The 13,714-nt window shown below is 45.3% G+C and carries 11 protein-coding genes and 2 pseudogenes; 6 read left to right on the plus strand and 7 right to left on the minus strand.

Going from position 1 to position 13,714, the window contains the following annotated elements; all coding sequences use genetic code 11:
* The first annotated feature begins 213 nt into the window (after nt 1–213).
* Nucleotides 214–873 carry a GTP cyclohydrolase I FolE gene (folE, locus tag FM037_RS26330; RefSeq protein ID WP_077753487.1) on the plus strand — a complete coding sequence of 220 codons (660 nt, stop codon included), beginning with the start codon at nt 214–216 and terminating at the stop codon, nt 871–873.
* Between the two features lie 168 nt (nt 874–1,041).
* Here folE and pyrE read toward each other — a convergent pair whose 3' ends face one another.
* Nucleotides 1,042–1,683 (minus strand): orotate phosphoribosyltransferase, encoded by a 642-nt coding sequence (pyrE, locus tag FM037_RS26335; protein ID WP_144048441.1) that lies wholly within the window; start codon nt 1,681–1,683, stop codon nt 1,042–1,044.
* 86 nt (nt 1,684–1,769) lie between these two features.
* On the minus strand, nt 1,770–2,483 hold the full coding sequence (gene rph, locus FM037_RS26340) for a ribonuclease PH (RefSeq protein ID WP_144048442.1): 714 nt from the start codon (nt 2,481–2,483) through the stop codon (nt 1,770–1,772).
* 193 nt (nt 2,484–2,676) lie between these two features.
* On the opposite strand from rph, the gene FM037_RS26345 reads away from it, so the two are divergent.
* Nucleotides 2,677–3,540 carry a YicC/YloC family endoribonuclease gene (locus FM037_RS26345; protein WP_144048443.1) on the plus strand — a complete coding sequence of 288 codons (864 nt, stop codon included), beginning with the start codon at nt 2,677–2,679 and terminating at the stop codon, nt 3,538–3,540.
* Nucleotides 3,541–3,713: 173 nt separating this feature from the next.
* Here FM037_RS26345 and FM037_RS30245 read toward each other — a convergent pair.
* Together FM037_RS30245 and FM037_RS26355 are read right to left on the minus strand one after the other, a co-directional pair.
* A pseudogene (locus FM037_RS30245) lies at nt 3,714–3,939 on the minus strand (helix-turn-helix domain-containing protein).
* Nucleotides 3,940–4,211: 272 nt separating this feature from the next.
* On the minus strand, nt 4,212–4,904 hold the full coding sequence (locus tag FM037_RS26355) for an amino acid adenylation (protein ID WP_227993381.1): 693 nt from the start codon (nt 4,902–4,904) through the stop codon (nt 4,212–4,214).
* 194 nt (nt 4,905–5,098) lie between these two features.
* Between FM037_RS26355 and FM037_RS26360 the strand changes: the two genes are divergently transcribed.
* A complete protein-coding gene (locus tag FM037_RS26360; protein WP_144048444.1) occupies nt 5,099–5,737 on the plus strand; it encodes an ERCC4 domain-containing protein in 639 nt (212 codons plus the stop codon).
* Between the two features lie 432 nt (nt 5,738–6,169).
* Entirely contained in the window at nt 6,170–9,025 is a 2,856-nt protein-coding gene (locus FM037_RS26365) for a hypothetical protein (protein ID WP_144048445.1), read from the plus strand.
* 167 nt (nt 9,026–9,192) lie between these two features.
* On the opposite strand, the gene FM037_RS26370 is transcribed toward FM037_RS26365, so the two are convergent.
* The 3 genes from FM037_RS26370 to FM037_RS26380 form a co-directional block, all read right to left on the minus strand.
* Entirely contained in the window at nt 9,193–10,260 is a 1,068-nt protein-coding gene (locus FM037_RS26370) for a phosphotransferase enzyme family protein (protein ID WP_185976918.1), read from the minus strand.
* Entirely contained in the window at nt 10,257–11,228 is a 972-nt protein-coding gene (locus tag FM037_RS26375) for an NTP transferase domain-containing protein (protein WP_407695619.1), read from the minus strand. The genes FM037_RS26370 and FM037_RS26375 overlap by 4 nt, the downstream gene beginning before the upstream one ends.
* Before the next feature lie 87 nt (nt 11,229–11,315).
* Complete coding sequence (locus FM037_RS26380) at nt 11,316–12,404, minus strand: DUF805 domain-containing protein (protein ID WP_144048446.1); 1,089 nt, start codon at nt 12,402–12,404, stop codon at nt 11,316–11,318.
* Between the two features lie 337 nt (nt 12,405–12,741).
* On the opposite strand from FM037_RS26380, the pseudogene gmk reads away from it, so the two are divergent.
* Nucleotides 12,742–13,364, plus strand: a pseudogene (gene gmk, locus FM037_RS26385) (guanylate kinase).
* 56 nt (nt 13,365–13,420) lie between these two features.
* Nucleotides 13,421–13,705, plus strand: coding sequence for a DNA-directed RNA polymerase subunit omega (gene rpoZ / locus FM037_RS26390; RefSeq protein ID WP_144048447.1), 285 nt, complete (start codon nt 13,421–13,423; stop codon nt 13,703–13,705).
* The last annotated feature ends 9 nt before the right edge of the window (nt 13,706–13,714 follow it).

Here is a 13,714-nt window from a genome sequence, read left to right on the forward strand (position 1 = left end):
CTTCAAGCCGATTGGCTCAATCGGCTTTTTTGCTATTCCCACACAGTTTCAGGGTATAATTTATCGTCGATTCAGGGTATCCTCCATCTCTGTTTGTTATTCTAATATAATGCTAACTAGCCCATGGCTTTTAGCTAAACGAAATTAACACTCGATATTTACAGCCATAAAAACGTACCGGAAATAACCACTATCTGGATAGTGGAGGAAACTATGACATCGAAAGAAGCACAGCTCAGTGAGTCAGCACTACAAGTTCAAACGGCATTATTAGCCCGAGGACTCGAGACACCTATGCTACCTTCAGAATTTAGCGCAGAGGAACGTAAGGAGAGGATCGAACATCATATGCGCGAGATCTTAACCTTGATGTCTCTGGATCTAACCGATGACAGTCTGGTCGATACCCCACGTAGAATCGCCAAGATGTATGTGGATGAGATATTTTCCGGCTTAGATTACGCCAACTTTCCTAAGATCACCGTCATCGAAAATAAGATGGGCTTCGATGAGATGGTTAAGGTCAAAGATATCAGCCTAACCAGTACCTGTGAGCATCATCTGGTCACCATAGATGGTTTCGCGACCGTGGCTTACCTGCCACGCAAGAACATCATAGGTCTGTCTAAGATTAACCGTATCGTACGCTTCTTTGCCCAACGCCCCCAGGTGCAAGAACGCCTCACTCAACAGGTGTTAGTAGCTTTACAGACTCTGCTTGAGACAAAAGATGTGGCGGTGAAAATGGATGCGGTGCATTACTGCGTTAAGTCTCGTGGCATCATGGATTCCACCAGCTCGACAACGACCACCGCACTAGGTGGCATATTCAAGTCAAACCCGGCGACCCGCGCTGAATTCTTAAGTAATTAAATATAGCAGATTCGAGTTTCGAGTTTCGAGTTTCGAAAAATGCTATTTCAGAAAATAAAAAACGCTGCATCATAAATGCAGCGTTTTTATTTTAGCCTTTACTCTAAGCCTGTTCGCTGGCGCTCTCGAAGTGAGCGTGCGAACGCTCTAGCACTCTAAACTTATCTTCTATATCCCGTACTTATCGCGATAAGCACTCACCGAGGCCAACTGCACTTCCATGCCCGGCTTTTCAGACAAGTAGTTGATCAGATCGCCCAGCTTGATGATTGAGATGATCTCACAGCCAAAGTCACGTTCAACTTCCTGAATAGCAGAGAGCTCACCCTTACCTTTCTCTTGACGATCCAGAGCAATAAGCACGCCCGCTAGCGAAGCGTCATGAGCCTGAATGATCTCCATCGACTCACGAATCGCGGTGCCAGCGGTGATCACATCATCGACTAGCATGACACGACCTTTTAGCTCGCTACCGACTAGGCTGCCACCTTCACCGTGCTGTTTCTTCTCTTTACGGTTAAAGCAATATGGCATATCGATATCATGGTGCTCACATAGGGCTACTGCCGTCGTGGTCGCAATTGGGATCCCTTTATAAGCAGGACCGAAAAGCAGATCATGCTCTATGCCAGAGTCGACCAAAGCAGTCGCGTAAAAACGCCCCAGACGGGCTAGATCGCGTCCGGTATTAAACAGACCAGCATTGAAAAAATAGGGACTGATACGGCCGGATTTAAGCGTAAACTCGCCAAATCTCAACACCTGACGCTCTAGGGCAAACTCGATAAACTCACGCTGATAGGCTTTCACAATCTCTCCTCAATTTAACTCTTTTAATATTTGTTTGAGCAACACATTCTTATTCAAAAAAGGACCCATTTGGGTCCTTTTTAACTTTAATTCAATGACGCTTTCTGTACATCGACTATTTCACGAATACCGTGCTTAGCCAGTTCTAACATACTAAGCAACTCTTCATGACTAAATGGCTCACCTTCGGCAGTCCCCTGAATCTCAATCATCTGACCGGTTTCGGTCATGACCACATTCATATCCGTTTCAGCTTCACTGTCTTCGATATATTCAAGATCGCAGATTGGCTCACCTTTATAGATACCAACACTTACCGCAGCGATAAGAAACTTAAGCGGGTTGGTTTTCAAGATACCCTTACCACGCGCCCAATTAAGCGCATCGACCAAGGCTACACAGGCGCCGGTGATAGCCGCAGTACGTGTGCCGCCATCGGCCTGAATCACGTCACAATCGATAACTATGGTGTTTTCGCCTAAGGCTTTCATATCCACGGCTGCACGTAGTGAGCGACCGATAAGACGCTGGATCTCTTGAGTACGACCAGATTGCTTACCACGGGCCGCCTCACGGTTCATGCGAGTATGAGTCGAGCGAGGCAACATGCCATATTCAGCCGTAACCCAACCTTGGCCTTTTCCTTTAAGAAAACGAGGAACACCCACTTCGAAGCTAGCCGTACAAAGTACTTTTGTCTCGCCGAACTCGACTAAAACAGAGCCTTCAGCGTGAGCTGTAAACTGACGAGTGATCGTCACTGGGCGAGATTGAGCTGGCGTTCTGTCACTAGGGCGCATAGATAATTCCTGTATTCATGGATCAATTGGCGATTTTTACTGCATTATTTTCGGTCAATAGTATAAGGGCATGTGGCCACGGATGCCATGTTATTTAGCCCAACAAAGTAAAGCTGCGCTGCTTTGCTTTGACCATTACAGCCATAGGTCTATAATCCCAGATCACTTTCACGGTTAAACAATTGGAAAAACCATGATCCAAAGCATGACAGCCTACGCACGTATCGAACATAAAGCAGACTGGGGCAATGCCTCCTGGGAAATTCGCTCAGTCAATCAGCGCTATCTGGAGACTTATCTGCGTCTGCCTGAACATTTCCGTAGCCTAGAGCCAATCTTACGAGACAAATTACGTAAGCGTTTAAACCGTGGAAAAATCGAAGTTAACCTCAGATACGATCTTGCCGACAACAAGAGCAACGAACTGCAGCTCAACCAAGATCTTGCCAAACAGCTGGTAAACGCAGCCAACTGGGTCAAACAGGAAGCCGGTCAAGGGGAACTCAATCTGGTCGATATCCTTAAATGGCCAGGTGTGATGTCGGGTTCAGAGCAAGATATGGATGCATTAAGCAAGGAGCTATTGGTTGCCTTCGACAGCGCCATCGACCAGTTTATCGAAGCTCGAGGCCGCGAAGGTGCTGCTATAAAGACCATGCTACAAACACGTCTGGACGCCATAGTCGCGCAAGTAGCCGTAGTTCGAGAACATATGCCTACGGTAATGCAATGGCAGCGTGATAAGTTGACTAACCGTTTGGCCGAGATAACCGGAGAACTGGATCCTGCCCGTCTGGAGCAAGAGATGGTTATTCTCGCCCAGAAGATGGATGTCGCAGAAGAGATGGACAGACTCGACGCCCACGTCGCTGAAACTCAACGCATCCTCAAGAAAGGTGGTGCTCAGGGCCGTCGTCTCGACTTTATGATGCAGGAGTTCAACCGCGAGTCGAACACCTTAGCCTCTAAATCTATCAGCAGCGAAATCACTGCTGCCGCAGTAGAGCTTAAAGTGCTAATCGAGCAGATGCGTGAGCAGATCCAGAACGTAGAATAGTCACGTTTAACTGCTAAATTTGGTAAAAGCGACTAGCATAGCCCTTTACTTACAGGGCTTTTTGTTATCTGTGCAAGACATCATCTCAACTAACTAGAATCAACCCATGTCGATAAAAATCAATTCCATGACACGTAATATTTATATGTCGATGGAATCAACATATAGAAGGGTCATTCCCCCTCCTCCCACTCTTGTTCAGAGGCTGTATTTTTCTCATCATGGGGCTGAACAGTCAATTCAGGGTTCCTAACTTTAATATCTAGCTCAAGATTCAAGGCAGAAAAAATTTTAAACAGCGTTTTCTAATTTAGTAGAATCTGGATTCAGCTCAAAGCTTGAAACCGTATCCTGACGGATGCCTACCTTACTAACCACTTTGCTTTGCGAGAGCTTCATATTAAGCCGTGCATCTTTGAGATACGTACTAAGCTATTTTGAGTTAGTCACCTTCATGATCGTTCTAACCTAATGAGTTACCATCAATATCCCAGCGGGCAATAAGAATGATCGGCAAACTCTAATCCAACGCTAAACATGTATAGATTTCTGCGCTTTTTATACATATGACAAAAACACTCAGACATGTTTACTTTACATGTTTACTTTACATGTCGATTGAATAGGCATGAGCTCATACGTTATTGAAAAGTGAATATTTTCACTATTTTCTAATATCCGTTCAATATTCGAAGTATCGGTTTATCTGAGTAAGGGCAAGGAAAGTCGCCAGATTTGATATCCGGAAAATGCTGGTCGCAGATACCACTAGCAAAGCGGTATAGGACATCATCGATAAAGCGGTCAACTGGGATAAACTGGTGTTTCTTACTGCGCTGACCATTGATCTTTCGCGGTTGCTGATTAATAAACATGCTCAGTTCCCACGCCTCCTCGCTGTCAAAATCTCGCGGCTTGTAGTCATCAAACAATGAATGTAAATAGTGCTGAACCTCAGTAATATGGGCGCCTATGCTGGGATCTAAATTACGAAAACAGTGAACCTTAGTTTGTTCAAAGTAATGCTCAATATTATCGAGTACCTGCATACCATGATCATCGTTTCGAATAAACCTATTGGCTCGTAACCAGCCAATGGCATGTAGTTTCCAGTGACTATAAAAATCTTGCTGTAACTGCGCCCAGTCAGGCTTAAGAGGATAGTGAAGCATCATGCAGTAACGGCTATGGGACTCCATAAACACCACTAACCAACTGCCATCATCATAGGGCTGCCACTGACGGCCGGATAAGTGAATAACCTGCCCCTGCCAGCTCACACGATTAGCATTGGTGCTAATCGGCTGCACGCCAGGATTATTGCTATCAGCGTCTGTCATTCGCTCAAGAGGTTGCTTAAGCATTTTACACATGGAATTGGACAGACTTAAAAACAACGCCATCAAGGTCACTCAGATTAACTCGTTAGATGGCCATCATGTTATCACCCTTAATTAGATATACACCTACAGCGTATAAAAAGGAGGTAAATAGAATTTTCCTTATTCATATTTAAGCTAAACTCAGTAATAGTCAAAGTTTTGATTAAGTATTCAGGATGAATAAAAACCTAATTGAGATAGCCTATGACGACAGGGAACACGCGGAAATATTGCTGGAGCAATTATCCCTCCATGACAATCTATGTCTTGTGAAAAAACGCCTTGCCCTAGGTGATTATCAGATAAGTAACTGGCTTATCGAAAGAAAGACACTCCCCGACCTGGTAATTTCTCTTTGTGACGGTAGGCTATTTTCACAGGTAGCAAGATTATCTGCATGCGACCACAATACAGCACTGCTTATAGAAGGTTCATCTCGTGATATTGCATCTTATGATATTACTCGAGAAGCATTGATAGGGGCGCTGTGTTCTATTTCAATCAACTTCAACATGCCTATTTTACGTAGTTTGTCTCAGGCTGAATCAGCTAAAATACTCTACTTTTGCGCCAAACAATTATATAGCAGAGAAACAGAATTAAAACTCAATGGCAGAAAACCTAAACGTAAAAAAAACCGCCAACTTTTCATACTTCAAAGCCTTCCTCAGGTCGGCCCCAAATTAGCAAAACGCCTGTTGAATCACTTTGATAACATCGAGGCCGTATTCATAGCATCAGCAGAAGAGCTCATCAAAGTAGAGGGTATAGGACAAGAGAAAGCGCGAAAAATACGTGACGTATTAACATCATAATCAACAAGCCTCCCAAACATTTTCAACAGTAAGCCGTTTCTTCCTACTGGCAAGCCCATCGAGTACTGGCATTAGACACTCATTGCCGTTTTTTTTGCCCATTTACCTCTTAAGCTGAATATCTTATCAATTGAATCTACACTCCTATATCTCGCTATTTAGACTCGAATTTACTATCAACCCAGTCCATAGAGGTTAAGTCGTCATCGGACTAATCCGATCTCAAAACGAGTCAAGTCCACTTCTAAGTATTGGCGCTATCGGCCATCAAGCACTACTTTTAATCTAGCTATCAATTCTAATAAAAAGCCGATCTTTATTCCCACCGGCAACGCGCTCATAACGACGGCTTGTTTAATTACAAGTCATATGAACACACGTCTGATTTCAACGGATATTGACCTATCCCATCTAGATCAATGGAGCGACTTGATGAATATAAAAAAATTACTCTTAATCTCTTTAGCCGGTTCAATCCTCAGTGCCTGTGGCGGCAGTGACAACGACAGCAATCCCGACCCCACCATTCCCGAACCTGCCGCTATAACTAAAACCGGTAAAGTTGCAGATGGATATTTAGTGGGTGCCACGGTTTGTTTAGACCTGAACCTTAATAAAACCTGTGACCCGGACGAACCCAGCACGACGAGCACTGCCGGGGGAGATTTCACGATTACCGGGGCAACACAAGAGCAGATAGACAACTTCCCCTTGCTGGTTGAAGTCACAGTAGGTGTCGTCGACGAAGATACCGGAGAAGCAATTACACAGCCCTATACCATGTCAGCCCCTGTAGGATATGAATTCGTCAGTCCTTTGACCACTATGGTACAAAATGAAGTCGAACAAGGCAGTGAGCTTAGTGATGCAGAATCAAGCCTGCAGAGTCTTCTGGGAACTAGCCTAGATCTCACCCAAGATTATGTTGCCCAACAGCTCAACGATGAACTTGGAAGCGATGAGCAAGCAGAATATGAACGCTTACACCATATCGCACAGGTGACCGCCCAGATCATCGCCAACAACTTAGCAACAATTCAGGATGCTGCCGATACGGCAGGAATTAGCTTAGATGATGTGATCGGTTTAATTGTCGACCAGATCATAGATGCACTAGAAATCATCGTCAATGAAGTTGAATTTGTCGAAGAGCAAGGTGGTGAATTTAATCCGGACGATGTTTTAGACTCAGAAGTGGTCACAGATGCCAGCACTGTACCTACCGAGAATTTAGAAGACCAGGTTGCCATCAGGGATGCTGAAGCAAGTGCTGCCGCAGCCAACCTAACTGAATTAGTATCCACCGATGGTATCAATATCTTCGAAGGCGGTTTTCATGGCGATATGATCGATCTCAGATATGCCACTATCTTATATGACTCAGATACACAGACAACTACCGAAACCCGCTTCAAGCTAGTTGAGGGGGTATTTGTAACTGATGATTCCAGCCGGGACAATGAAGATTTAATCCTTACCGAACAAGGCTGGGTTATGGGTAGTGATAACTTTGCCATTGGCGATCTCAACGATGATGGCAGTATCACCTTAGTGAATAATGATCTGCCCATACTCAGCGAAACCCTCACTGCCGAGCAACTTTCTATTGTCAGTCTTAATATAAAACTTTTCCTCGAGGAGAATAATGGCGAACTTTGGCATAAAGCTTTACCTGAAGAAACGACGTTCAGTGAAGGCGCCGAAGCATTCAAACTGAGCTTTAGTAACACCAATGATGTCTACTCTATCTTCAATTGGAATGATTGCGAGCCTGAGCATATGGTCGAAGGCATGTGTAACAGTGTCTGGGCCCATACAGCCGGCAGTGAGATGGATGGACCAGCCATAACCTTGGATAGTTTAGTATCAGCCATAGCCTCAGATGGGATGGTCGAAAATATTGTAGGTCCTCATGTCGCCTGGGATGGCAATCGCTCAGTGATTGCAGAGATGCTTGCTGATGGGACCGCTAACTTCTACAAAATCGAGTGGCAAGCCGAGAGCGACTCTGGAGAAGTTGTCAATATAGCCAGCTTGATTGCAACGAGTAGCTGGCTTGAAGCCACGATACATGGAAAAAGATTATTCCTGTTAACCATGCCGGAGGTTATCCAGGATTTTGGAGACAATGATGACCAGGATGATGTACTGCTACTGGTAGAATATCAAGGCGCTGTTCGTCGAGGTGAATTTGCTGAAGCAGGACAAGAATTTGATGACGATGAGTGGGTCTATAATTTAACCGCCAAGAATGACATTTTGAACAATGTCGATCTCACCTTACTGCAGAATATCACTCCACCTGAGCCGGATCATAGCGATTTTATTTGCCGTGATGGTGATTCTGATTGGGATGAAGTCAACGATCGCCCTAAAGAGGGAACCACTCGATCTTTTGCAGAATATTTGGCTCTCGTCGCTAACTGCCGCGATGGTGAAGCACTCTCCTTTGCCACCGATGTCATAGCCAATCATAGATTAAAAAGTTATGACTCAGACGGCAATATAGAAACTATTTTTGTGTTCAATGCCGATGGCACAGGTAGCATAACTGAACACGACGCCGAGCCTCCCATGGTTGAAAATTTCCATTGGGACGTCAATGCTTCTGGAGAGCTCATCATAGAGATGGGGAATTCGGCTGGGACCAATGATGTGAGAGCCGTGATCAGTTTAATCAGACAAGATGGCAACCACTATTCGATTAAAGGCTTTGTCGAAGATATAGCCTGGTCACCTATGGATGGTACTGCCGGAGAAGTCTGGAGTGAGAAATTAACCTTGTTTCCACTCGAACAACCCACTAACAACATTGCTGTCTGCACCCAGGGGGACTCAGACTGGAACGATGCAAGCGATCAACCCGCACTAGATACATTACGCTCTATGGCTGAATATGAAGAGTTTGTCGCAGCCTGTCGTGAAGGAGAGGCCTTATCCTTTGTCGCGGATGTACTAGCCGACCACAGACTAAAAAGTTTCAATGAAAACGGGGTTATTGAAACCACATTAGCGTTTAACGCTAATGGCACAGGCTTGTTAACAGACCATGAAGATGGGCAAGCCGTAGTGGAAGAGTTTGATTGGGTGGTGAATGCCAACGGTCAAATTATCATTGAAATAGCAAACTCCCAAGGCACTAACGACCTCAGGGCTGTTATCAGCTTAATCATGAAAAATGGTGATCACTTCTCGGTTAAGGGCTTTACCGAAGATATCGAATGGTCACCTATGGACGGCACCGCTGGCGAAGTCTGGAGTGGAAAACTGCAGCTATTCACCCTTTAATTTACTAAGAGACTAGTTCAAAGAATTCAACAATCTTTACAGCCTAAGCTTAGAACCGAATCACTATGATTCGGTTCTTTTTTGCGTAGACAAAAATACAGCTTACCTGTAATGATTACCCAGACATCGAATTAAATCATTTATAGAGAGACCTATGTGCTTAAGACTCAATTGAAATAAGTCTTAAGCCTGACTTCCTGCTCAAGCAGGCTCTTGTATAGGGTGAATTGATTCGCCGCACGCTCTAAATTATGATTCTCATGGTGTATATGAAAATAAATATCACCATTAAGGTGATCGGTCAGGAAGCGCACCCCTATCATCAGACAGATCACCCTGGCACCCAGCCATAAACTGGCTTTCTCATCTTGAGTCAGCACAGTTTCGAGTTCACTCAAATAACCACGGCAGATAGCGGCAAAGATAGATTCGCGGACATGAACATTCTCAAGAGATGTCGAGTCTTCCTCTTCTGGCGAGGTAAAGGTTCTCACCATGTCACCGAAGTCATACATGAGATGTCCCTTCATGCAGGTATCAAGATCTATGATAGCTAAACTGCTCATATCACGCTTATCGTAGAGCATATTGTTGATTTTAGTGTCGTTATGACATATTCGAAGAGGTAATATTGGCGAAACTTCGGCAAGTTCTTGCAAAATATCTTGCTGAGAAAATACGAAGTCAACCCAGTCACAACAGGTTTCTAATCTATTATGCTGATCACTTTTTACCGCCGCTTTAAGCTGGTCTATGCGCCCGGGAAGGTGATGAAACTGGGGAATAACATCCTCAAGCTGAGTCGCATCAAGATCGCTTAATGCCGATGAGAAATGTCCGAATGCCTTGGCGGCTGAAAAGGCTTCATCTTCAGAACTCACCACATCTATGCTGTGGCTATGGGGAAGATAGTTAATGGCACGCCAGAAACCTTGTTCACCGAGATCGACAGCCAGCAGACCTTTATCGGTACGTACAGGCTTAACAACTTTAAGCGAATAGTCACTGCTCTTACGCTTTCTTGCTAAGTGTTCAGAAATTTTATAAGCATTTTCGACCAAGGCGTTCGGTGTCTTAAATACCTGAGTATTGATCCCCTGAAGAACGAGCTCACCATCACTCCAACGGACTAGGAAAGTATCATTTATATGACCATTCCCCAGAGGGGAAACTTTGGCATCGCTGGTCCGAATACCAAAATAGGGCAGCACAGACTGCCTGACAAAATCGATCACTCAATAACTCCATTTCTCTTATTATGTAAAACTCCTGAGAGTTTTTCTTTCACCCAGGCTACATCCTGAGGGTAAGTTACCCCGAACCAAGCTTCTTGTGCCATCGCCACTCGGATCCGCTTGCTTGACTTGCTATCACGCTCTGCATCTTGATGATGGATGGCATGCATACTCTGCTGCACGACGGCTGGCAGATAACACTCAGATTTAGCCTCCGAACCATGCTCTAAGATGAATCGATTTAGCTCAGACTCTATAATGGAAAATATATCTACAGAAAATCCCCAGCAGGTCATGGAGACAGGTGAAGCACTGTCTAGCGCTCGACGCTTCCCATCAAATTCGCCCGTTAAACCCTGATGTTCCCGGCGAATATCGGTCCACTCGGCCACCCCGGTTAAGCTCCCCAGCTCTACCCGGCATACGCCACGATTAACTCCACCATGATCGGACAGAGTCAGATGCAGTGGATAGGCCACCAGCATCCAATCATTGGGCGCAGCTCTCAAACCTTTGGCAAGCAGCTTAAATGCACTATCGCCATAATAATCATCGGCATTGATGACCGCCATTAGGCCTTTAACCTGATGGCGGGCAGTCCAAAGTGCATGGGCCGTCCCCCAAGGTTTTAACCTGTGGTTTAAATCCTGGGCCTTGGCTAATGCGGCATCAGGCAGATCATTCATCCGCTGATAACAGAAGCTATACTCGAAACTTGATGACACTCTTGGCTTGATGCGCTCTTCAAATAAACGCTCAAGTTGAGCCTCAAGCTCGGGCCGAATCACTAAGACGACTCGGGTAAATCCAGCCTGAAAGGCAGATAGAGTCGACAACTCCAGCATGGTCTCGCCATTAGGACCTAAGCTAGCTAGCTGCTTATCGCCACCGAATCGGCTGCCAAGCCCTGCCGCCATAATGACCAAGGTCAGAGGCGCATCGTCATCACTCATTAATTCAACTGCCATATACGAAATTTCTAGATATTAAAATACAAGTATACTGTAAACCCAGCTCAGCCAAGCAGTCTAAAGTCTAAGTGACATTTATTCCAGCTATAAATAGGGGATAAATGCGGCGTTTTTAGCCAGTGCGGACTGACTCCCCTTGAGGCTGAAATCATAGCCGCATAACTTGATGCTGCCACGCATTGCGATGTCCGAGATTATACCTTGAGTATCTAACGGCGAAAAACGCGCCTCGATAGACGTATCAGGCATATATTCCACCAGCATAGGTCGATAATTACTGCCATCGTTAAAACTCAAATTGGCACAGCTGCTGTCACCCTGTGCAGATGCAAGGGACCAGATCTCACCTTCTGCACGCCTCTCTCCTAACCAGCGAATGATCAGCACATCATTTTCCAGCAGCACGCTAAATCCGTCTGGGATTTTTGCTTCTCCTCTAACTGGCACTGGTACCTGTTTTGATCTTTCTTGAACAAGCTCGCTCGCGACTTGGTTATCAGAAGATAATGCCTCCAACAGGCCTCCTATAAGCACTAAAACACCCAGACCGGCTACGACACCTAACAATAATTTTTTATTCAGTTTGGCCCAATTAGTCCACTGCTTAAGTGCCATCGAGTCCGAAAATTTCTGAGGAGAAGATGCCTTCCATTGCTGATCATCCTCTTCACTCACGCCTTCATATGCATGAGGCTCTTCAGCGTCATACTCATCTAAATCTGCAACGCCCACATGACCACCTAAGCTAGGTTCTACCCTTCTGCGATTAGCGCTAGATCCAGTTGTGACTGCCGGGCCCACATAACCTTGATGATAAAATGTAGCCTTGCCAACGGGGGCGAGCCGGGCAAAAAACAGACTGAGTAAAACAGCGATAACAAGAATAACGACTGCTAGCGCCAGGCTAGCGGCATAGACGAGTGTCATTGAAAACAGCAATAGGGGGATTAAAATCAGGCAGGCATACCAAGTTGGTCGCGCCGCATCACGCATCCTCCTATAGGCACTCAAGCCAAGAACCGGAGCGAGTAAACAGCCTAACACTAAGAGGGCAGCACTTTGACCAAGGAGCACAAAACCAAGTGCTAAGATAAAATACACAGAGGCACTAATTACCGCAAATCTGGCACCGTTATCTCGGCCCTTGAAGCAAAAAAGTGATTGATATTGCATGAAAAAACACCTAATAAAATTAAATACTCTCACCTCAATGAGTTAAGAGTAAAAATGAAACGGCCAATAGGCCTCACATCCCTTAGGCACAATACACCTAAAATGGTCAAATTAACCGTATACAGACTAACCAATTTATTACTCAAAGTCAGTGCCAGCTTGAATAAAGCGAGTAAAGTGGCATTAAACTTGTTTCACTTATGAGTTCGCTCAAAAAAACGTTCAACGGTTTCAGATTAAACTGCCACTGGCGTCACAGGTACAGTCGAGCGTATAATGTACGGCTTCCCGATGCTCGGGAACCACATTTCGTTTTACATTTTTGGATGCTTACCCCATGACCGCACGCGGAAATCTATTTATCGTATCGGCGCCCAGCGGCGCAGGTAAATCCTCTCTCATTTCGGCATTGCTACAAGATAAGCCCGCCGATAAACAAGTTTCTGTGTCGCATACGACCCGCAAACCTCGTCCGGGTGAGGTCAATGGACAGCACTATCATTTCGTGACAACTGAAGAATTTAAATCCTTGATCGCCAAAAATGCTTTTTTCGAATGGGCCGAGGTGTTTGGCAACTACTACGGCACATCACGACAAGTGATCGAGCAAACCTTAACCGATGGCATAGATGTCTTTCTCGATATCGACTGGCAAGGGGCACAACAGGTCAAGAAAGTGATGTCCGAAGCCATTGGAATATTTATTCTTCCCCCTCAAGAGCCGAATTAGAAAAACGCCTAACGGGTCGTGGCCAAGATAGCAACGAAGTCATCGCCGGCCGTATGGCTCAAGCTGCATCAGAGATATCTCATTATCGCGAATATGACTTCATCATCATTAATGATGACTTCGACACAGCTTTAGCCGACTTAGTCGCAATTATCCGCAGTCAACGCCTAACAGGTGCTGGCCAAATTCATGCACAAAATGATATGATTAAAGATCTGTTGGCAGACTAGCCGCCATCATGTACAATTTTGCGTCATTTTTTCATCCTAACACTGGAGTTCCACACATGGCTCGCGTAACTGTAGAAGACGCCGTAAACCAAATCGGCAACCGTTTTGATATGATCCTGGTTGCAGCGCGTCGTGCTCGCCAAATCGCTGTGCAGGGTAAAGACCCTATGGTTGAAGAAGAGAACGACAAGCCTACGGTTATCGCCCTGCGCGAAATCGAATTAGGTCTAGTAACAGCTGACACTTTGGATGCCGATGAGCGCCAAACTGTTCGTGAACGTGAAGCAGCAGAAATTGCTGCTGTTGCTGCGATTGCCGAAGGTCGCAACAACATAATATAAGGAGTACAA

This window comes from Shewanella psychropiezotolerans, from assembly GCF_007197555.1.
Taxonomy (GTDB): domain Bacteria; phylum Pseudomonadota; class Gammaproteobacteria; order Enterobacterales; family Shewanellaceae; genus Shewanella; species Shewanella psychropiezotolerans.

Excerpts from the sequence above, each read along its gene's own strand:
- folE (WP_077753487.1), top strand. The coding sequence starts at position 214 with ATGACATCGAAAGAAGCACAGCTCAGTGAGTCAGCACTACAAGTTCAA.
- rph (WP_144048442.1), bottom strand. The coding sequence starts at position 2,483 with ATGCGCCCTAGTGACAGAACGCCAGCTCAATCTCGCCCAGTGACGATC.
- FM037_RS26345 (WP_144048443.1), top strand. The coding sequence starts at position 2,677 with ATGATCCAAAGCATGACAGCCTACGCACGTATCGAACATAAAGCAGAC.
- FM037_RS26355 (WP_227993381.1), bottom strand. The coding sequence starts at position 4,904 with ATGCTTAAGCAACCTCTTGAGCGAATGACAGACGCTGATAGCAATAAT.
- FM037_RS26360 (WP_144048444.1), top strand. The coding sequence starts at position 5,099 with ATGAATAAAAACCTAATTGAGATAGCCTATGACGACAGGGAACACGCG.
- FM037_RS26365 (WP_144048445.1), top strand. The coding sequence starts at position 6,170 with ATGAATATAAAAAAATTACTCTTAATCTCTTTAGCCGGTTCAATCCTC.
- FM037_RS26375 (WP_407695619.1), bottom strand. The coding sequence starts at position 11,228 with ATGGCAGTTGAATTAATGAGTGATGACGATGCGCCTCTGACCTTGGTC.
- FM037_RS26380 (WP_144048446.1), bottom strand. The coding sequence starts at position 12,404 with ATGCAATATCAATCACTTTTTTGCTTCAAGGGCCGAGATAACGGTGCC.
- rpoZ (WP_144048447.1), top strand. The coding sequence starts at position 13,421 with ATGGCTCGCGTAACTGTAGAAGACGCCGTAAACCAAATCGGCAACCGT.